The sequence below is a fragment of the Modestobacter sp. L9-4 genome, assembly GCF_019112525.1.
Classification (GTDB): Bacteria; Actinomycetota; Actinomycetes; order Mycobacteriales; family Geodermatophilaceae; genus Modestobacter.
The window spans coordinates 210,563-230,336 of sequence record NZ_CP077800.1 but is presented as its reverse complement, the minus strand read 5'-3'; the positions used below and the strand labels follow the sequence as shown (position 1 = coordinate 230,336).

Below are 19,774 nucleotides of genomic sequence, written 5' to 3'. Positions count from 1 at the left end.
GAGCATCCGGAACCGATCAGGCCGCGATCGGCACATCGATGGCCTCCTGGCGCAGGAGCCTGCCCACGTCCCACGAGCACTACCTGTCCCAGCACTGGTGGGCCGCCCCCGTCCCACTCAGGGCGGGTGGCCAGGCCGGTACGTGTCGGTGCGGGTGGCCCGGGTAGCACCGGGGAGCGGCACCCGCCGACCCGGCTCCCGCGGGTGGCTCGAGGCACCGCTGGAGAGCAGGGGCAGAGCATGAGCGCTCGTCGCGTTGGCAGCACCGACAGTCGGGTCACCCGGGTGCTCGCCGTCCTCTGGACGGGGTGGGGAGCCGTGATGCTGCTCCGTCCCGGCGGCCTCACCCGCGCGGTGTGCGGCGGTGGACCGGAGCCGGCTGCCTGGATCGTCCGGGTGCTCGGCGCCCGCCTGGTGGCACAGAGCGCGGTCACGCTGGTGCGCCCGACGCGTGCGGTGGTGCTCGCCGGTGCGGGCATCGACAGCCTGCACGCCACGAGCATGGTCCTGGCCCGGCTGCGCTGGCCCCAGCACGCCCGCCCGATCTGGGTGAGCGGCACCACCTCGGCCGTGTCGGCGCTCGCCGGACTGCTGAGCGCACCCGCCGCGCCGCGGGACTGAGGCTCCGCGGGCGCCGGGCCGACCGTCGCCGGCTACTCCGCCGAGCGCTGGTGCTCGATCTCCCCGAGCACCGTCTTCCGGTGCCGCCCCAGCTCCTCCGCCCGCTCGGCGCGGTCCAGCTGGGAGTCCCCGTGCATCTCCCGCACTTTCTCCCGCGCCTCCGGGGCCGGGACGTCGACCAGCTCGGCGGCCTTGCGGGCCTCCTTGGCGGCCTCGGTGTTGGGCACGTGCTGGCCCTCGCCGTGCCGCTTCGCCGCGTCGGTGGCCTTCTTCTCGTCCTCGCTCAGCAGCGCCCAGGCGGCGTCGGGCAGGTAGCGCGCGGTCTCGTGCTCGCCGCGCTCGGCGGTGCCGCCGTCGGCGGTGTGCCAGTCCTGAGCCGTCCACTCCGACAGGTGCTGTTGGGACTCGGTGCGCTCGCCCTCGTGCACGTAGCCGCCGCCCTGCTGCTCGTACTCGGTGGTCAGCAGCTGGCTCTTGCGCGCGCTCCACTGACCCGCGCGGCCGCCCTTCTCACCGGCCTTGATCTCCTCCTTGAGTCGCTCCCGCAGCTCGGGCTCGGTGTAGTCGGCCGCGTAGTCGTCCGCGCTCTTCCCGCTCATGGGCGCAGCGGTACCCCGGGCCGCGGCCGGTCACGCTCCGGTCAGGTGCCGCAGAACGTGCGGTACACACCGAAGTCGACCGGCGCCGGGGCGGCGTACCGCTCCAGTCCGGGCCGGGGCGTGAACGGGTCGGTGACGGCCTCCAGCAGCCGGTGCAGCGGCGCCAGGTCGCCGTCGGTCGCGGCGGTCAGTGCCTCCTCGACCAGGTGGTTGCGCGGGACGTAGACGGGGTTGACCCGGTCCATCGCGTCGGCGTCGGGGCCCAGCGCCCGCCAGGAGGCCAGCCACGTGTCGAAGCCCGCCAGGTCCAGGAACAGGTCGCGCGCCGGCGCCACGTCGCCGCGGGCGGCACCGGCCAGCGCGCGGCAGAACGACGTCAGGTCGACGTGGTCGGCGTGCAGCAGGGCCAGCAGCCCCTCGACCAGCGGCGCGGCCACGGCGTCGTCCAGCCCGGCGGGCAGGCCCAGCTTCGCCGCCCAGCCGGTGAGCATCGCGGCGCCGTACTGCGGCCGGAACCGCTCCAGCGCGGGCACGGCCAGCGCGACGGCCTGCTCCTGGTCGTCGGCGAACAGCGGCAGCAGTGCCTCGGCCAGCCGGGCCAGGTTCCACTCCGTCACCACCGGCTGGTTGCCGAAGGCGTACCGGCCGCCGGTGTCGATCGAGCTGTAGACCGTGGCCGGGTCGTAGGCCTCCATGAACGCGCACGGGCCGTAGTCGATGCTCTCGCCCGACAGCGTGACGTTGTCGGTGTTGAGCACGCCGTGCACGAAGCCCACCTGCATCCACCGCGCGACCAGCTCGGCCTGGGCGGTCACCACGGCCTCGTACAGCGCCAGGTACGGCTGCTCGGCGTCGGCCGCGGCCGGGTGGTGGCGGGCGATCGCGACGTCGGCGAGCCGGCGCAGCAGCGCGACGTCGCCGGAGGCCGCGGCGTACTGCACGCTGCCCACCCGCAGGTGGCTGCTCGCCACCCGGGCGAGGACGGCGCCGGGCAGCGGGGTCTCCCGTCGCACCGTGCGCCCGGTCGCCACCACGGCCAGCGAGCGGGTGGTGGGGATGCCCAGGGCGGCCATCGCCTCGCTGACGACGTGCTCGCGCAGCATCGGGCCGACCGCGGCCAGCCCGTCACCGCCGCGGGCGAAGGGGGTGCGCCCGGAGCCCTTGAGGTGCAGGTCGCGCACCCGGCCGGCGGGGTCGGTGAGCTCGCCGAGCAGCAGGGCGCGGCCGTCGCCCAGGCGCGGGTTGAACCCGCCGAACTGGTGCCCGGCGTAGGCCATCGCCACCGGGGTCGCCCCTGCGGGCACGGCGGTGCCGGTCAGCAGGGCGACGCCGTCGGGGGCGCGCAGCTCCGCGGGGTCCAGGCCGAGCTCGGCGGCGAGCGGCTCGTTGAGCACCAGCAGCGTCGGGTCGGGGGTCTCGGCGGCCTGCCACGGCACGGCCATCTCCGGCAGCGCGCGGGCGAAGGAGGAGCCCAGGACCACGGTCTCGTGCGGTGCGACGGTCACCGTCCCGAGGGTACGAGCGCCACCGACACCGGGCGTGCCGGAGCTGGTTGACAGTGCTCCGCCGGTCTCCCTACGGTCGATGCGTTCGAGGACTGCACGAGGGCACGACCCCCTCCCTGCACAGCTCCTGGTACGGGGTCCGTCGTGCCCGGCCACCGCGCGAGAACGCCGGTGGACCCACGCAACGGACAACGGAGTCCCCATGCCCGAGCACCCCGCCTCGCACGTGCCCCCGACCGGTCCCGCAGGGTCCGGTCCGACCGAGCCCGGTCCCGACCGGAGGCGACGGCGCCGCTGGCCCGCCCTCACCGTCCCCGTGGTCGCCGTCGTCAGCGCCGGCGTCCTGCTGAGCACGGCGGCCTCCCCGGCCGGCGCCACCGGGGGCGGCCCGGGCGGTGGCAACGGCGACGGGCACGGCGGCGGCCACGACGGCGGGGAGCCCACGGCCACCGTCGAGCCCTTCGGCAACGCCCCCGACGGCACGCCCGTCGAGCGCTGGACGCTGTCCAACGGCGGCGTCACGATGCGCGTGCTGACCTACGGCGGCATCATCCAGACCCTCGAGGTGCCCGACCGGTGGGGCCAGGCCGCGAACGTCGTCCTCGGCTTCCCGGACGTGGCCGGCTACGCCGCCGACACCGACCCCTACTTCGGCGCGGTCATCGGCCGCTACGGCAACCGGATCGCCAACGGTGCCTTCGAGCTGGACGGCGCGAGCTACCAGCTGCCGCTCAACGACGGCCCGAACACCCTGCACGGCGGCCCCGACGGGTTCGACGACCGGGTGTGGGCGGCTGAGTCGGTCGGGGACGAGGACACCGCGGCGCTGCAGCTGGACCTGGTCAGCCCGGCCGGTGACCAGGGCTTCCCCGGCACGCTCAGCACCACCGTCACCTACGACCTGGACGCCGAAGGCGCGCTCACCGTGCACTACCGGGCGACCACCGACGCACCCACCGTGGTCAACCTGACCCAGCACTCCTACTGGAACCTGGCCGGGGAGGGCTCGGGCACCATCTACGACCACGAGCTGCAGATCGCCGCCAGCGGCTACACGCCGGTCGACGAGACGCTCATCCCCACCGGCGAGGTCGCACCCGTCGAGGACACCCCGTTCGACTTCCGCACGCCCGTGGCGATCGGCGAGCGGATCCGGCAGGCCGACCAGCAGCTGCTGTACGGGCAGGGCTACGACCACAACTGGGTGCTCGACCGGAGCGACGACGGCGCGCGGGAGGGGTCGGACGCCGAGGACGGGCTGGAGCGGGCGGCGGTGCTGCACGACCCGGACAGCGGCCGCACGATGACCATCTCCACGACCGAGCCGGGGCTGCAGTTCTACTCCGGCAACTTCCTCGACGGCACCCTCGTGGGCACCGGCGGGGGCGCGTACCGGCAGGGTGACGGGCTGGCGCTGGAGACCCAGCACTTCCCGGACTCCCCGAACCAGCCGGAGTTCCCCTCCACCGAGCTGCGCCCGGGCGAGGTGTACGACAGCACGACCGTCTTCGCGTTCGACGACTGAGCCACCGGCCCCGCGTGCCCGCCGGTGCGGGCACGCGGGGACCTCAGAGGTCGCGGCGGGAGAAGGCCAGCGCGGCCAGCCCGCCCACCATGAGCACCCAGAGCGCGGCCCAGGCCAGGTAGGCGGGGGCCAGTGCGTCCTGGCTGAGGAAGGGGAACGCCCCGGCCTCGGGGCCGCTGCCGAACTGCAGCAGCGCCGAGGGGTCCTGGAAGGCGTGCATCGCCCCGCGCCACAGCCCGTCGGTGGGCAGCAGCACCCGGGACACGCTGCCGACCCGCTCGACGGCGTCGTTGCCCAGGCCGGCGCCGATGCCACCGACCACGCCGGCCACCCAGGTGGTGCAGAACAGCCCGACGGCCACCACGCCCGAGGCCATCGGGGAGATCGCCGTGGACAGCAGCACGGTGAGGGTGAGCAGCACGACCGTCTGCGCGGCCAGCAGCCCCAGCGCCGTGACGGGCTCGGGTGGCCAGTAGCCGACGGTGGCCTGCACGACGAGCAGCTCGGCGAGGCCGGCGACGACGACGAACCCGGCGCCGAACACGACCAGCCCGGCCAGCTTGCCCAGCAGGAAGGCCCAGCGGTGCACCGGCCGGGCCAGCACGGCCAGCGCGATCCCGGACTCGGTCTCCCCGGCCAGCGTCGGCCCGGCGAGGAACGCGGTGCCCAGCGCGGCGATGAGGCTGAAGCCGAACATGACCAGGTTCAGCACCACCGAGGCGGTCAGCTGGGCCTCCCCACTGGTCAGGCCCTCCGCGGCCAGCCGGGTGAACCCCCAGCCGCTGAGCGCGAGCAGCAGCACGGTGAGCACCGCCAGGGCCAGCAGCACCCGCCGCCGGGTCGCCTCGCGCAGGGTCAGCGCGGCGATCGTGACGACCGTGCCCGCCGCGCTCACCGGGCGCCCTCGCGCAGGATGCCGAGCAGGCGCTCCTCCAGGCTGATCCGCACCGGTTCCACCGCGTGCACCCGCACGCCGAGGGCGACCAGGTCACCGACCAGGTCGGGCACCGCCGTCCCGGTGTCGTCGGCGGGCAGCGCGACGGTGAACCACTCGCCCTCGCGCTCGACCGGGCCGGCCGCGGCGAGCCGCGCAGCCGCACCGGCCGGCAGGTCGGTCAGGTGCAGCCGCACCTCCCGCTGGCCCAGCAGCTCGGCCAGCGTGCCGGCGGCGGCGACCCGGCCGCGGTCGAGGATGACCACCCGGTCGCAGACCCGCTCGACCTCGCCGATCAGGTGGGAGTTGAGCAGCACCGCGACGCCGCGCTCGCGCAGCGCCAGCACGATGTCGCGGACGTCGACCCGCCCGAGGGGGTCCAGCGCGCTGGTCGGCTCGTCGAGCACCACCAGCTCGGGGTCGGCGACCAGCGCGACCGCCAGCCCGAGGCGCTGCTGCATCCCCTTGGAGAACCCGCCCAGCCGGTCGCCGGCGCGGTCGGCCAGGCCCACCAGCGCCAGGCACTCGCGCTGCCGCTGCACCCCGACGGGCAGGCCGGAGAGCCGCACGTGCAGCTCCATGACCTCGGCGGGGGACAGCCACGGCTGGTAGCGGAACAGCTCGGGCAGGTAGCCCACCCGCGCCCGGGACGCCGGCCGGCGCGCGTCCTGCCCGAGCAGCAGCACCTCACCGGCGTCGGGGCGCACCAGGCCCAGCAGCATCTTGATCACCGAGGTCTTGCCGGCGCCGTTGGGGCCCAGGAGGCCGACGACCTCGCCCCGGCCGACCTCCAGCGACACGTCGCTCACCGCCTGCTGCTTGCCGTACCGCTTGCGCAGCCCGGAGCACCAGACGGCCGGGCCGGGCGGCAGGTCGGCCAGCGCGGTGGCCGCGCCGGCCGGTCCCGCTGCCGTCACCGCAGCTCCCGGGCGACCTCGAGCACCTCGTCGGTGTCCAGCGAGCCGGCCACGACGGTCACCGAGCCGTCGGACACCCAGATCACCGCCGACAGCAGCCCGTCGCGGGTCTCCAGCACGGTGGCCGGGACGCCGTCGACGTCGGTCGCGGACGTGGTGACCCGGTCGCTGGGCACCGGCAGCGGCAGTGTGCCGCCGTCGGCGGTGAAGGTGGCCAGCTGCGCCGCGACGTCGTCGGGCAGGCCGGGCAGCGACAGCAGGTGGTCCCGCAGCGTCTCGAACGGGACGCCGGTGGACGACGCCGTCGGGGCCACGGCGCGGCCGACGACGAGGCCGGGCACGCCGGTGCCGGAGGAGAACACCTGCGCCACCCCGGGGCCGGCGGTCAGCTGCACGGCGCTGCCGTCGAGCTGGTCGGAGGTCGCGGGCAGCTGCTCACCGGCGGCCGCGGCCGTCTCCGCGGCCCGGGCGGCGGAGTAGGTGAACGTGGCCGTCACCTGGTCGCCCACGGTGAACGTCGGGGCACCGGTGATGCCGTCGGGCAGCTCGGTCACCTCCGGCACCGCGAGCCCGCTCTCCTCGGTCGCGGCGGCGGCGTCGGCGACGGTGTGCACGTCCGGCTCGCCGGACACGGCCAGGTCGCCGAACCCGGAGAGGTCCGGCAGCGACACCAGGTCGGCGGTGTCGAAGGCGACCGGCTGCACGGCCTGGGTGCGGAACACCGGCAGCCAGTCGTTGGCCGCCGCGGTGCCCGCACCGGCGAGCACGACGCCGACGGCGACGCCGGCGACGACCGGACGCCGCAGCAGCTCCCGGGCGCGCCGGCTGCGGGCCGGCGCCGGGCGGGGAGCCGTGGCCAGGCCGGAGGTCAGCCGCTGCCAGGCGGCCGGGAGGTCGGCGTCCGGGACGTCGGCGTGCAGCGCGGTGGCCACGGTGGTGGCGTCGTCGCGGGCGGCGGCCAGGCCGGCCAGGCAGGCGGGGCAGCCGGCGACGTGTGCGCGGTCGTCGGCGGAGACCCCGGCGGGGGCGTCGACGAGCCGGCGCAGCACGCCCTCAGTCGGATGACGCATGACGGATCAGCTCCTTGCGCAGGGCGGACTCGGCGCGGCGGACGGTGGTGCCGACGCTGCCGGGGGACATGTCGAGGGCCGCGGCCACCTCGGCGTAGGACAGGCCGCTGTGCCGCAGCACCAGGGCCACGGCCTGCTTCTGCGGCAGCCGGGCGAGCCCGGCACGCACGCGGCTGCGGTCCTCACGGGTGAGCACCGCCTCGGCGACGTCGGGGCTCACGGTGTCGGCGGTCGCGGCGACCGCCTCCTCCCGCGAGGCGCGGCGGCGGCCGGACCGGATCAGGTTCAGCGCGGTGTGCGCGGCGGCGACCGCGAGCCAGCCCGGCGCCTCGGCGGCGGGGACGGCGGACCGGCCGAAGGTGAGGAACACCTCCTGGGCGACGTCCTCGGCCTGGTCGCGGGAGCCGAGCACCCGGGCGGCGACGCCGACGACCCGCTGGTAGTCGCGGCGGAACACCTCGGCCAGGTCGCCCCGCACCCCGGCTCCGCCCACGACACCACCTTCTCGCGCCGGTCCCCGCGCGCGGGCCGGCAGGCCCACCGCGATCCCCGGTCGCCCGTGCTGAACGAGGTCCATGCCCGGAGAGCACCGCCGCGGCCGGGGATGTGACACCGCCGCCGGGACCGTCACGTGACCGATGCGGGACGCCGGCGTCCCGCCCTACGGTCGCCGCATGCGCACAGCAGACAGCCGCCGCGCGCTCCTGGTCGCCGCGGCCGGGGGAGGTGCCCGGTGAGCGGTGCGGAGCCGGCCTGGCTGATCGCCGCCCGTCAGCTGGCCGGTGAGGCCCGGCGCGACCACGGCCGGGACGAGCGGCTGGCCACCGCGGCGCGGCGCCGGGCGGCGCGGCGGGCCGGCGGCGACCCGGATGCCGACACCCCGCCGACCCCCGCCGGCTGAGGTGCCGGCGGCGCGGGGACCCGCTCGCCGGCCGGTCCGCGGGGCCGTGGCCGAGGACCTCCGGATCGTGGGACCGGGCCCGGCCCCACCGTCACCGGAGGGGACCGGTCGGGGCGTCGGTCACCTGACCCCGACGCCCCGGGCGGTCAGCGCGCGCCGGCGCCCACCGGCTCGGGGGCGTCGGCCCGGTGCTCCAGGGCGGCACCCTCGACGTCGAGCGCGGGCAGCCAGCGCAGCCAGCGCGGCAGCCACCACGCCCGCTCGCCGAGCAGCGCCAGAGCGGCGGGCACGACCACCATCCGGACGACGAACGCGTCGACGAGGATGCCGGTGGCCAGCGCGAAGGCGATCGTCTTGATCGTGGCCTCGTCGCCGGTGAAGAACCCGGCGAACACCGAGAACATGATCAGCGCCGCGGTGACCACCACCGGCGCGGCCTGCCGGAAGCCGGTGCGCACGGCGTCGAGCGCGGGAGCGCCGTGGCTGTGCGCCTCGTGCATCCGGGACACCAGGAAGATCTGGTAGTCCATGGCCAGGCCGAACAGGATGCCGATGACCAGGATCGGGGCCAGGCTCAGCAGCGGGCCGGTGCTCGGCACGCCGATCGCGTCGGCCAGCCAGCCCCACTGGAACACCGCCACCGTGGCGCCGAGCGAGGCGCCGATGGTGAGCAGGAAGCCCAGCACGCCGATCAGCGGCACCGGCAGCGACCGGAAGACCAGCACGAGCAGCACCAGCGCCAGCCCGACGACCAGCACGAGGTAGACCGGCAGCGCGGCGTCCAGGGACTCCGAGACGTCGACGCTGACCGCGGTGGAGCCGGTGACGTAGGCCCGCACGCCGTCGAGGTCGGCCAGCTGGCCGCGCAGGTCGGCCACGAGGGCCTCGGTGGCCTGGGTCGCCGGCCCCGACTGCGGGACGACGGTGAGCAGGGCCGCGCTGTCGGTGGGGTTCGGGATCGGCGCGGCCACGGCGGCGACGTCGGGGAGCGCGGCGATGCCGTCGCGGGCACCGGCGGCCGCCTCGGCGGCCCCGCTGCCCTCGAACAGCACGGTCAGCGGGCCGTTGAAGCCGGGGCCGAAGCCGCCGGCCAGCAGCTGCTCGGCGCGAGCCTGGGTGCTGTCCTCGGGCAGGGCCTGCACCAGCGTGGTCTGCATGGAGAAGAACGGGACGGCGATGACGCCCAGGGCGACCACCGCGGTCACCAGGGCCAGCAGCCGGTGCCGGGTGACCCCGGCGACCCAGCCGGCGAGGAACCCGCGGCCGCGGGCCGGGGTGTCCCCGGTCTCGGCCGCGGCGCTGCGCTGCTTCTTCGGCAGGACGCGGCGGCCGAGGAGGGCGAGCACCGCGGGCACGAGGGTGAGGGCGACCAGCACGGCGATGACGATGGTGCCGGCCGCGGCGATGCCCATCTGGGTGAGGAACGGGATGCCGACGACGGCCAGCCCGACGAGGGCGATGACCACGGTGAGCCCCGCGGTGACCACGGCCGAGCCGGCGGTGCCCACCGCGGTGGAGACGGCCGTGCCGACGTCGGACCCCCGGCGCAGCTCCTGCCGGTACCGGCTGATGATGAACAGCGCGTAGTCGATGCCGACGGCCAGGCCGAGCATGCCGGCCAGCGCCGAGGTGGTCGAGGACAGGTCGAGGAACCCGGTGGCGATGGTGATGCCCATGATCCCGACGCCGACCCCGACGACGGCGGTCAGCAGGTTCATGCCGGCGGTCACCAGCGTGCCGTAGGTGATGGCCAGGATGACCAGCGCGACCACGACGCCGGCGGCCTCGCCCGCACCGCCGACGCCCGGCGTCTCGGTGAGCGCCTCACCGCCGATCTCGACGGTGAGCCCGTCGGCGCGCGCGCCGTCGACGGCGGCCACGAGGGCGTCCTGCTCCGGGGCGGTGACCCCGCCGACCGGCTCGCCGTAGGTGACGGTGCTGTAGGCGACGGTCTGGTCGGCGTTGACCGCGGGCGCGGCCGGGTCCAGCGGGTTGCTCGCCCGCAGCACCCCGGGCAGCTGCCCGAGGTCGGTGACCAGGTCGCCCAGGGCCGTGGCGTTGCTGCCCACGGTGAGCGGCGAGCCGTCGGGGGACTGCACGACCACCCGGGCGGTGGCCCCGTTGCCGCCGGCGCCGAAGTCGCGCTCGATGAGGTCGAGCGCGGTGGTCGACTCCTGGCCGGGGATGGAGAAGGTGCTGGACGTGGTGCCGCCCAGGGTGGCCGCACCCACGCCGCCACCGATGAGCACCAGCAGCCAGACCAGCACGACGGCCAGCCGGTGCCGGTGCGCGTACGTCCCCAGTCGGGACAACAACAGAGCCATGGGTCAGGCCTCCACCTGGTCGGGACGGGTGTGCGTGTCGCCGGGACGGCCTGGCGACACCGCGCCGGGACGGCCTGGCGACACCGCGCCGGGACGGCGGTGGCCGAGCGCGTCGGTGCAGGTGGCGACCACGAACGGCCGCCACTCGGTGGTCTGGGAGTGCCGGTGTGCGGCGAGGGAGAGGACGGCGAGCGCAGCGAGGGCCGCGACGACGCGCACCACCCGCTCGGTGTCGTTCTCGTGGTCGGCGTCGATGCCGAAGGCCGTCAGCGCCGCAGCACCCACGCCGTCGGGCCTCAGGGCGACGCCGTCCCCGCCCTGGGTGACCGGGGCGAGCAGCAGCGCGACCATGCCGGGGTGGGTCATGGCCACGTCGACCATCGCCTCGACCGCCCGGCGGTCACGCTCGGGGCCCAGCGGCAGGGGCTCGACCTGTGCCAGCACCTGCTGGCCGAGGGCGGTGGACTGGGCGAGCACCGCGGCGTGCAGCGCGTCCTTGCTGGGGAAGTGGTGCAGCAGCCCGGCCTTGGACAGCCCCACGGCGTCGGCCACGGCCTGCACCGAGGTGTGCGCGAAGCCGTGCTGGGCGAACAGCGCCGCGGCCCGGTCGAGGATCTGCTCGTCGGCCTGCTGCCGGAACGCTCGGGTCACGGGGGCGACCGTAACCCGCTCCCGACCGATGTGGTCGGTCTACCGACCGAAGTGGTTGGTGGGTCTGGTCACACCACCGGCGGGGCGTGGGGGTTCGGTCGCCGCGGGCGGGGCACCGGTCCCTCGACGCGCGGGCGTCCTCCACGCCCGCGCACACCGCTGAGAGGGAGCACATGTCCACCTGGCTCATCACCGGATGCTCGACCGGCCTCGGCCGCGCGATCGCCCAGGAGGTGCTGGCCGCCGGCCACGCCGCCGTGGTCACCGCACGCGACGAGCAGAAGGTCGCCGACCTCGCCGAGGGGGCGGCCGACCGGGTGCTCACCGCCGCGCTCGACGTCACCGACCCCGCGCAGGTCACCGAGGTCGTGCGCCGGGCGGAGGAGCGCTTCGGCGGCGTCGACGTCCTGGTCAACAACGCCGGCTACGGCTACCGCGCCGCGGTGGAGGAGGGCGAGGACGCCGACGTCCGGGCGCTGTTCGAGACGAACTTCTTCGGCGCGGTGGCCATGGTGAAGGCGGTGCTGCCGGGCATGCGGGCCCGCCGCTCGGGCGCGATCGTGAACATCTCCTCCATCGGGGCGACGATCACCCCGGCGGGGTCCGGCTACTACGCCGCGGCCAAGGCCGCGCTCGAGGGCATGACCGGATCGCTGCGCGGGGAGCTGGCACCGCTGGGCATCTCGGTCACCGTCGTGGAGCCCGGCTCCTTCCGCACCGACTTCTCCGGGCGCTCGCTGACCCAGGCCGCCACCCCGATCGCCGACTACGCCGACACCGCCGGGAAGCGGCGCAAGGAGGTCGACACCACCGACGGCACCCAGCCCGGTGACCCGGCGAAGGCCGGCCGGGCGATCATCGCCGCCGTCGAGTCGGCCGAGCCGCCGGCGATGCTGCTGCTGGGCAACGACGCGCTCGACAGCTACCGCAGCGTGCTGGACGCCCGGCGGGTCGAGTCCGACGCCTGGGTGCACCTGACCACCAGCACCGACATCGACGCCTGACCGACGGCCGGCGGCGGGGATCCCGCCGCCGGCCGACCGGCCCCACATGATTCATCCCATGAATCCGGCGGGCCGTGGTCTACTCCCGCGGTGACCGTCGCCACCGGCCCCGACTCGCAGCAGCGCGGGGTCCTCACCGCCGTCGTCCTCACCGCGCTGAACCTGCGGACGGCGGTGACCGGCTTCAGCGTCCTGGTGGGCACGGCCGGGGACGCGCTGCGCTTCGGCAACCTGGTCGCCGGGGCCATCGGCACGATCGTCACCGCCTGTTTCGCGGTGGCCGCGTTCGCCGCCCCCGCGCTCGTGCGCCGCATCGGGCTGGAGCGGACCGCGGCCCTGGCGCTGACCGCGACCACGGTGGGCATCGTCGTGCGCGCCCTGGCCTGGTCGCCGGCCGTGCTGCTGGGCGCCTCGGTGGTGCTCTTCGCCGGCGTCGGGGCCTCCAACGTCGTCCTGATCCCGATCGTCAAGACGCACTTCCCCGACCGGGTGCGCACGTTGAGCACCGTCTACATGGTGCTGCTGCAGGTGGGGCAGCTGATCGCACCGCTGGTGGCGCTGGGCCTGGCCGCAGTCGCGGGCTGGCGCACGGCGTCGGCGGTCTGGGCGCTGTTCACCGCGGTGGCGGCGCTGCTGTGGGTCCGGGTGGCCCGCGACCGGGCGGCCCGCGGGCCGGCGCCGGTGGGTCCCGCCGCCCGCCGGGTGCACGGGCGGTCACCGCTGGCCCTGGGCCTCATCGGCCTGATGGCCATGACGTCGCTGCACGTCTACACGCTGATCACCTGGCTGCCGACCATGTTCGGCGACGCCGGGGTGGGGGAGACGGGGAGCGCCTTCCTGCTGTCCTGGTTCGCCGGCCTCGGGCTGCTGGCGGCCTTCGTCGTCCCGCCGCTGGCCGGGCGGCTGGCCAACCCCTACCCGGTGGTCGTGGTGTGCGCCGTGCTGATGGCGGTCGGCTACCTGGGCATGCTCACCGGTCCCGCCGCCGGTGCGCTGGCCTGGGCCACCGCCTTCGGCCTCGGGGTGAGCACCTTCCCGCTGTGCCTGACCCTGATCGGCCTGCGCACCAGCGACGCCCCCTCGGCCTCCGCGCTGTCGGGGCTGGTGCAGGGCATCGGCTACGGCATCGGGTGCCTGGGCCCGCTCGCGCTCGGCGCCCTGGACCAGGCCACCGGCAGCTGGGACGCCACCTACCTCGTGCTCGCCGCGACGCTGCTGGTCACCCTCGCCGCCGGCTGGTGGGCCTGCCGTCCGCCGCGCACCTCCGCTCCCGTCGTCCCCGCCGGCACCGCGCGGCAGGGCTGAGCGGTGCCGGACGACGCCCGGCCGCCGCTGGGCACGCAGGTGGCGCGGCTGTTCCGGGAGCAGGTGAGCAGCGGGCGCTGGCCGGTGGGCGGGCGGATCCCCACCGAGACCGAGCTGGTCGAGTGGAGCGGCGCCGGCCGCAACACCGTGCGGGAGGCGGTCGGCTCGCTGGTGGAGGCCGGCATCCTGCGGCGGGAGCAGGGCCGCGGCACGTTCGTGCTGACCACCTCCGACGTGCAGACCTCGATCGGACGGCGGGTGGCGCGCACCTCCCGGCGGGACGGCCTGGAGCTGCGGCTGGCCCTGGACGCGGCCGCCGCGCGGACCGCCGCCGTCCGCCGCACCCCCGAGGACGCCGAGCTGCTGCAGGTGCTGCTGGCCGCCCGCCGGGACGCCTGGGCCGGTGGGGACCCGCGCGAGCGGGCCCGCGCCGACACGGCGCTGCACCGCGCCGTCGTGGCGGCCACCGGCAACGAGCTCCTCGGCGAGGTCTACGACGGGCTGCTGACGGTGTTCCAGGAGGTGCTCGACGACGACGTGCGGGGCGCCACCGACGACCTGGCGCAGCTGCACGACCAGCTCGTGGCGGCCATCACCGACCAGGACGCCGACCGGGCCGCGGCCACCATGGCCGCGCTGCTGCAGCCGATGATCGACGAGCTCGGGCCGGTCTGAGGTCGCCGCGCGGGCGCCGCCGTCCTCCCCGCACAGGCGCGCGCTAGCATCGTGACAGCGCAGACCACGCGGCAGCCGCCTGATGACGGACCTCCCGGCGTGGTCGCCGCCCCGTTCCCCACCGGCGGCCCCGGTCCGCCGTCGGCGGACCGCCGGGACCCCGCCACCGCGGGCCCGGCCGCCCAGCCGCTCCCCGGAGCGGCCGTCGTGGTCGCGTCCGGGACGCACCGGCCGTCCGGGGCGCAGGCACGGTGCCCCGTTCCGGGGGCCGTGCCCGGCACGACAGAGGAGGAGTCCGTGGCTCGAACAGGCCAGCGCCCGACCGCCCGCCGCGGTCCCGCACGCGACCAGCGGCGCGGCCGCGAGCCCGGCGACGTCATGTCGGTGCTAGCCCGCGCCGTGCGCGAGGTCGAGGCCGCCGCCCAGCGCGGCCCGGTCACCCCCGGCGCCCGCACGAAGTTCCAGGTCGTGGCGCTGCTGGTGCGCGAGGAGCACGCCCGGGTCAAGTCCGCCGAGGACCTCGGCGAGGCCCGCCGCGCTGAGCAGCTGAAGCGGCTGGACGGGATCGCCACCATCCTGGCCCGCACGGCGGTGCGCGACTCCGCGCTCTACGCGCTGCTGTCCGAGGACGCCGTGGTGCCCGAGTCCACCCGCCGGCTCAAGCGCGAGATGCTGCGCGACGCCGGGATCGAGGTGGCCGACGAGCCCGAGGCCCCCGCCGCGCCGGTCGCCGCCGCGGCCACCACCGCCGCGCCCGAGCGGGTCGTGCCGCAGTCGGTGATCTCCCGGCAGCTGGCCAACCCCTTCCTGGCGCCGGACTTCTCCGCCGTCCCGCAGGCCCCCGCGCGGCCGCGCCGGCTGGCCGGCTGGGAGCTCATCGGCCCGCTGCTGAGCTCCTTCGAGCGCGCCGGCGCCGGCGACGCCGCCTGCATGTCGCTGCCGTTCCCCACCTCCCGCTTCACCCCGATGGGCATGGAGCTCATGCCCCACCAGGGGCAGCTGGTGGCCGCGGCCGCCGCCGGGCACCGCACCTTCCTGCTCGCCGACGAGCCCGGCCTGGGCAAGACCGCCCAGGCGCTGCTGGCCGCCGAGGCGGCCGGCGCCTACCCGCTGCTGGTCGTCGTGCCGAACGTGGTGAAGACCAACTGGGCGCGCGAGGCCGGGCTGTGGACCCCGCACCGCCGGGCCACCGTCATCAACGGCAACGGCGACACCCTCGACGGGTTCGCCGACATCGTGGTCGTCAACTACGAGGTGCTCGACCGGCACGTGGGCTGGCTGGGCGACTTCGGCTTCCGCGGCATGGTCGTCGACGAGGCGCACTTCATCAAGAACCGCACGTCGCAGCGCTCCCAGCACGTGCTGGAGCTCTCCGAGCGGATCCGCACGCGCAGCCCGCGGCCGCTGCTGATGGCGCTGACCGGCACCCCGCTGATCAACGACATCGACGACTTCCGGGCCATCTGGCAGTTCCTGGGCTGGATCGACGACGGCAAGCCGCTGGGCGCGCTGATGGACGCCCTGGAGGACACCGGGCTGACCCCGGCCGACCACGGCTTCTACCCGGCCGCCCGGCGCTGCGTCGTCGAGCAGGGCATCGTCCGGCGGCGCAAGGTCGACGTCGCCGCCGACATCCCGGCCCGCCGGATCGCCGACCTGCCCGTCGAGCTGGACGGCGCGGCCGGCCGCTCGATCCGGGCCGCCGAGCGCGAGCTCGCCCGCCGCCTGGTCAAGCGCTACGAGTCCGCGCTCGCCGCGCGGGAGTCCGCCACCGAGGTCGAGGGCATCGACGAGCACCTGGTGCGCCAGGTCGCCCGCTGGGAGCAGAAGGACGCCACCTCGACCAAGGCCGGGGAGAACGTGTTCTCCATGATGCGGCGGATCGGTGAGGCCAAGGCCGGCCTGGCGGCGGACTACGCGGCGCAGCTGGCCCGCAGCGCCGGCAAGGTCGTCTTCTTCGCCAAGCACATCGACGTCATGGACACCGCCGAGGAGACCTTCACCAAGCAGGGCGTGCGGTACTCCTCGATCCGTGGCGACCAGACGCCCGGCGCCCGGCAGCGCAACATCGACGCCTTCGTCAACGACCCCGAGGTCGCCATCGCCGTCTGCTCGCTGACCTCGGCAGGGGTGGGGCTGAACCTGCAGGTCGCGTCCAACCTGGTGCTCGCCGAGCTGTCCTGGACCGACGCCGAGCAGACCCAGGCCATCGACCGGGCCCACCGCATCGGGCAGACCGAGCCGGTCACCGCGTGGCGGATCATCGCCGCGCAGACCATCGACGCCCGGATCGCCGAGCTCATCGACAGCAAGGCCGGCCTCGCCGCCCGGGCGCTGGACGGGTCCGACGAGGAGGTCGGGTCCTCGGCCGACGTCCAGCACGAGGCGCTGGTCGCGCTGCTGACCGACGCCCTGGCCGCCCGGGGCTGACCCGCCGGTCCGGGCCGGCCGGCCAGGACCCACCGGTCGCCCGGGGCTGACGGGGCGTCCGGGGCTGACGGGCCGGACGGCGGGGCGACTCGCCGTCCGGCGTTGTCACGGAACGGTCACGGTGGCTACCGTGGCCGGAGTCCGGCGGGTCGGCACGTCCGGCGCCGGGGAGTCCGCACACCTGCCGCAGCGCACCCCGCCGGGTCCCCGTCGCTGCGCCCGTACCCTGGGAGTCCCACCGCCCATGCGCCCCCGCAGCACGCGCGCGCACCGTCGTCCGCCCGCCGGGGCACTGCTCGGCTCCGCCGTGGCCGGTGCGGTCGCCCTCGCCGTCCTGGCCGGCACGGGCCTCGCCCAGGTCGCCGGCCCGACGGCGACGGCACTGCCGGAGGCCGGGCCGGTCAGCGTCGCCGAGCAGCTCGGCCTGGCCGGGGTGCCCGCGCCGTCCGGGCCGGCCCGCGACCTGGCGCCGCTGGAGCAGCTGGCGGCCAGCCGCAGCAGCCGCGAGGCCGCGCAGACCGCCGCCCAGCAGGTCCAGGCCGCCGCGGACGCCGCCGAGCTCGAGCGCCGGCGGGTCGAGTCCGAGACCACCGCCCGGGTCGCCGCCGAGGCCGAGGCCGCCGCTGCGGCGGAGGCTTCCGCCACGGCAGCTGCCGAGGCGGAGGCCGCGGCCGCCGCCGAGGCCGCGCGGGCGGCGGAGGCCACGGCGGCCGCCGCCGCAGAAGCAGCGGCGGAGGTCGGGCCGGCACCCGCTGAGGCGCCGGCCCGCCGGTCGTCGGCGGGAGTGGCCTCCAGCGCGGCCACCTCCGCGGTCGCCCGGATCACCAACCGCACGGGCGACGTGGAGCCGCAGGTGCAGGCCGCCGCCGACCAGGTGGTGTCGGCGGTGCCGGGCGCCGGCGGCATCACCCTGGGCGGCACCCGGGCCAGCGCCACCGACCCCGGCGGCCACCCCTCGGGCCTGGCCCTGGACTACATGGTGCTCACCGACGCCGCCCTGGGCGACGCGATCGTGGCCTACCACGTCGAGCACTGGACCGAGCTCGGCGTCGCCTACGTCATCTGGGAGCAGCGGATGCTCAGCTCGCCCGGCGGGTCGTGGAAGCAGATGGAGGACCGCGGCGGGGTCACGGAGAACCACGTCGACCACGTGCACGTCAACTACCGCTGAGGGCGCTGGTTAACCTGCCCGGGTGATCGAGGTCCTGGCGGTCGACCTCGTGCCCGACGGTCTCACCCCCACCGTCCTGCTCCTGGTGCTGCTGGCCGGCCTGACCGCCGGGTTCGTCGACGCCGTCGTGGGCGGGGGCGGGCTCGTCCAGCTGCCGGTGGTGCTGCTGATCCCCGGCATGAGCCCGGTGCAGGCGCTGGCCACCAACAAGCTCGGCGCCATCCTCGGGACGACGACCAGCGCGGTGACCTTCTACCGGCGGGTGCGCCCGGACCTGCGCACCGCCCTGCCGATGGCGGGGATCGCGCTGGCCGCCAGCTTCGGCGGCGCGTCGATCGCCGCGCTGCTGCCCACCGCCGTCTTCAAACCGGTCATCGTGGTCGCCCTGGTCGGGATCGGGGCGTTCACGCTGTTCCGGCCCGCGCTGGGCGAGGTGACCGCGCTGCGGCACACCGGCCGCCGCCACCACGGCGTGGCCGCCGCGGTCGGTCTGGTCATCGGCTTCTACGACGGGGTGCTGGGCCCGGGCACCGGCTCGTTCCTGGTCTTCGCGATGGTCTCGCTGCTGGGCTACGACTTCCTCGCCGCCAGCGCCAAGGCCAAGATCGTCAACTGCGCGACCAACCTCGGGGCCCTGCTGTTCTTCGTCCCGCACGGCTCGGTCTTCTGGGGTCTGGGGCTGATGCTCGGCGTGGCCAACATGGTCGGCGGCTACCTCGGGGCCCGGACGGCGACCACCCGCGGGAGCCGGTTCATCCGGGTGGTCTTCCTGGTGGTGGTCACCGTCCTGATCGCCCGGCTCGGCTGGGACGTGTGGACCGAGGAGCTGCGTCCCCGGCTCTGAGTCCGCCCCCCGGACCGGGCAGCACATGGGCGGGTCCGGGGGGCGCAGCTCAGACGAAGGGGACAGCGGGCGGCAGGCCCAGCACGATCCGGCCGGCCAGCGGCCACTGCGCGGTGGACAGGTTCGCCGACTGCGCGGCGGCCATCCCGTCGCGGAACCAGCGCCCCAGCCGGCTGCCGCGGGCCAGCGGCTCGGAGCTGCCCAGCTCGTAGGCCGTGGTGAAGGTGGCGCGGGCGACCTCGGTGACCAGGCACATCGCCCCGCGCAGGGCGCCGCGCTGCTCGTCGGTGGTCGGCCGGCCCGCGGCGGCGGTCTCGTCCAGCTCGCGGGCCGTGGCCAGCAGCAGCCCGCGGGCCGCCGCGACCTGGGTGGACGCCCGGCCCACCGCGGTCTGCACCCGCTCCTGCGCAGCCAGCGGTGCGCCGTCGAAGCCGGTCTTGGTGCTCACGACCCGCACCGCCTCGTCGAGGGCGCCCTGGGCCATCCCGATCACCACCGCGGCGCAGCCGGGGTAGACGAGGTTCACCGTGGGCAGCCGGTAGGTCGGGCCGGCCAGCCGGTTCTGCGCGGCGAAGCCGAACAGCATCGTGGCGGGCACCAGGACGTCGTCGACCTCCACGGTCTGGCTGCCGGTGGCCCGCATGCCCGCGACGTCCCAGGTCTGCTCGACGGTGACCGCCGAGCGCGGCACCAGGGCCAGCTGCAGGCCGGCGCCGAAGCCCGCGCCCGCCGCGCCCGCGTCGGCGGGGAGGACGGCGGCGAGGCTGAACCACTCGGCGACGTCGGCCCCGCTGACGATGCGCCACCGGCCGGACAGCCGCGCGCCGCCCTCGGCCGGGGTGAGCACCCCGGGCTGCCCGGAGTTGGCGATCAGCGGGTCGCCGCCCCCGGACCACACCTCGGCCACCGCGGCCGGGTCGAGCAGGCCGGCCAGGAAGCCCATGTTGAGGTTCCAGACCGTCCAGGCGGTGGGCCCGTCGATGCGGGCGAGGTCGGCCAGCAGCTCCAGGACCCCCGACGTCGTTGCCTCGCTGCCGCCCAGCTCGCGCGGGGTGTACAGGCCGAGGACGCCGGAGTCCCGCAGGGCACGGGCCAGCTCGTCGGGCATGCGGCCCTGCTGCTCGGCGGCGTCCCGGTGCGCCTCGATCACCGGGCGCAGCAGCTCGGGCAGGTCGTGCAGGGCGGTGGTCGTGCGCTGGGTGGTGGTCATCGGGTCTCTCCTCGTCGTGACCGGCCGGGCTCGGTGGTCTGGCAGGGAGATGCAGCCCGGGAGCCCGTCGTGCGCGGTCGTCGGTGTG

General features: G+C 76.0%; 18 protein-coding genes. 9 read left to right on the top strand and 9 right to left on the bottom strand.

Annotation, left to right across the window (positions count from 1 at the left end; translation table 11 throughout):
• The first annotated feature begins 321 nt into the window (after positions 1-321).
• Positions 322-621 carry a hypothetical protein gene (locus KUM42_RS01065; protein ID WP_237494472.1) on the top strand — a complete coding sequence of 100 codons (300 nt, stop codon included), beginning with the start codon at positions 322-324 and terminating at the stop codon, positions 619-621.
• A 32-nt stretch (positions 622-653) separates the two neighbouring features.
• Here KUM42_RS01065 and KUM42_RS01060 read toward each other — a convergent pair whose 3' ends face one another.
• Both KUM42_RS01060 and KUM42_RS01055 read right to left on the bottom strand, forming a co-directional pair.
• Complete coding sequence (locus KUM42_RS01060) at positions 654-1,220, bottom strand: hypothetical protein (protein ID WP_237494471.1); 567 nt, start codon at positions 1,218-1,220, stop codon at positions 654-656.
• Positions 1,221-1,261: 41 nt separating this feature from the next.
• Positions 1,262-2,725 carry a YdiU family protein gene (locus KUM42_RS01055; RefSeq protein ID WP_237494470.1) on the bottom strand — a complete coding sequence of 488 codons (1,464 nt, stop codon included), beginning with the start codon at positions 2,723-2,725 and terminating at the stop codon, positions 1,262-1,264.
• Between the two features lie 202 nt (positions 2,726-2,927).
• On the opposite strand from KUM42_RS01055, the gene KUM42_RS01050 reads away from it, so the two are divergent.
• Complete coding sequence (locus KUM42_RS01050) at positions 2,928-4,250, top strand: aldose epimerase family protein (protein WP_237494469.1); 1,323 nt, start codon at positions 2,928-2,930, stop codon at positions 4,248-4,250.
• Between the two features lie 43 nt (positions 4,251-4,293).
• On the opposite strand, the gene KUM42_RS01045 is transcribed toward KUM42_RS01050, so the two are convergent.
• Genes KUM42_RS01045 through KUM42_RS01030 form a run of 4 tightly spaced genes read right to left on the bottom strand, consistent with a single transcriptional unit; the run spans position 4,294 to position 7,664 of the window.
• Positions 4,294-5,145, bottom strand: a complete 852-nt coding sequence (locus tag KUM42_RS01045; protein WP_237494468.1) for an ABC transporter permease — start codon at positions 5,143-5,145, stop codon at positions 4,294-4,296.
• Positions 5,142-6,101, bottom strand: coding sequence for an ABC transporter ATP-binding protein (locus tag KUM42_RS01040; protein WP_237494467.1), 960 nt, complete (start codon positions 6,099-6,101; stop codon positions 5,142-5,144). The genes KUM42_RS01045 and KUM42_RS01040 overlap by 4 nt, the downstream gene beginning before the upstream one ends.
• Entirely contained in the window at positions 6,098-7,171 is a 1,074-nt protein-coding gene (locus KUM42_RS01035; protein ID WP_237494466.1) for a hypothetical protein, read from the bottom strand. Before KUM42_RS01035 ends, KUM42_RS01040 begins: the two co-directional genes overlap by 4 nt.
• On the bottom strand, positions 7,155-7,664 hold the full coding sequence (locus KUM42_RS01030; protein WP_237494465.1) for a sigma-70 family RNA polymerase sigma factor: 510 nt from the start codon (positions 7,662-7,664) through the stop codon (positions 7,155-7,157). The genes KUM42_RS01035 and KUM42_RS01030 overlap by 17 nt, the downstream gene beginning before the upstream one ends.
• Positions 7,665-7,904: 240 nt before the next feature.
• Here KUM42_RS01030 and KUM42_RS01025 point away from each other — a divergent pair, with 240 nt between their 5' ends.
• Positions 7,905-8,072 carry a hypothetical protein gene (locus tag KUM42_RS01025; protein WP_237494464.1) on the top strand — a complete coding sequence of 56 codons (168 nt, stop codon included), beginning with the start codon at positions 7,905-7,907 and terminating at the stop codon, positions 8,070-8,072.
• A 146-nt stretch (positions 8,073-8,218) separates the two neighbouring features.
• On the opposite strand, the gene KUM42_RS01020 is transcribed toward KUM42_RS01025, so the two are convergent.
• Both KUM42_RS01020 and KUM42_RS01015 read right to left on the bottom strand, forming a co-directional pair.
• Entirely contained in the window at positions 8,219-10,396 is a 2,178-nt protein-coding gene (locus KUM42_RS01020) for an MMPL family transporter (protein ID WP_237494463.1), read from the bottom strand.
• Positions 10,397-10,399: 3 nt separating this feature from the next.
• Positions 10,400-11,047: a TetR/AcrR family transcriptional regulator gene (locus tag KUM42_RS01015; protein WP_237494462.1), complete on the bottom strand. Its 648-nt coding sequence runs from the start codon at positions 11,045-11,047 to the stop codon at positions 10,400-10,402.
• A gap of 173 nt (positions 11,048-11,220) precedes the next feature.
• On the opposite strand from KUM42_RS01015, the gene KUM42_RS01010 reads away from it, so the two are divergent.
• From KUM42_RS01010 to KUM42_RS00985, 6 genes are all read left to right on the top strand, one after another.
• Positions 11,221-12,051: an oxidoreductase gene (locus KUM42_RS01010; protein ID WP_237494461.1), complete on the top strand. Its 831-nt coding sequence runs from the start codon at positions 11,221-11,223 to the stop codon at positions 12,049-12,051.
• A gap of 90 nt (positions 12,052-12,141) precedes the next feature.
• Positions 12,142-13,356: an MFS transporter gene (locus KUM42_RS01005; protein WP_237494460.1), complete on the top strand. Its 1,215-nt coding sequence runs from the start codon at positions 12,142-12,144 to the stop codon at positions 13,354-13,356.
• Positions 13,357-13,359: 3 nt separating this feature from the next.
• Complete coding sequence (locus KUM42_RS01000; protein ID WP_237494459.1) at positions 13,360-14,031, top strand: FadR/GntR family transcriptional regulator; 672 nt, start codon at positions 13,360-13,362, stop codon at positions 14,029-14,031.
• Between the two features lie 297 nt (positions 14,032-14,328).
• Entirely contained in the window at positions 14,329-16,461 is a 2,133-nt protein-coding gene (locus tag KUM42_RS00995) for a DEAD/DEAH box helicase (RefSeq protein WP_237494458.1), read from the top strand.
• Positions 16,462-16,705: 244 nt separating this feature from the next.
• The gene (locus KUM42_RS00990) at positions 16,706-17,632 is read left to right on the top strand and encodes a hypothetical protein (RefSeq protein WP_237494457.1); all 927 of its coding nucleotides are present in this window, start codon (positions 16,706-16,708) and stop codon (positions 17,630-17,632) included.
• 22 nt (positions 17,633-17,654) lie between these two features.
• Entirely contained in the window at positions 17,655-18,476 is an 822-nt protein-coding gene (locus KUM42_RS00985; protein WP_237494456.1) for a TSUP family transporter, read from the top strand.
• Positions 18,477-18,525: 49 nt separating this feature from the next.
• Here KUM42_RS00985 and KUM42_RS00980 read toward each other — a convergent pair whose 3' ends face one another.
• Positions 18,526-19,686 (bottom strand): acyl-CoA dehydrogenase family protein, encoded by a 1,161-nt coding sequence (locus KUM42_RS00980; RefSeq protein ID WP_237494455.1) that lies wholly within the window; start codon positions 19,684-19,686, stop codon positions 18,526-18,528.
• Positions 19,687-19,774: the final 88 nt, after the last annotated feature.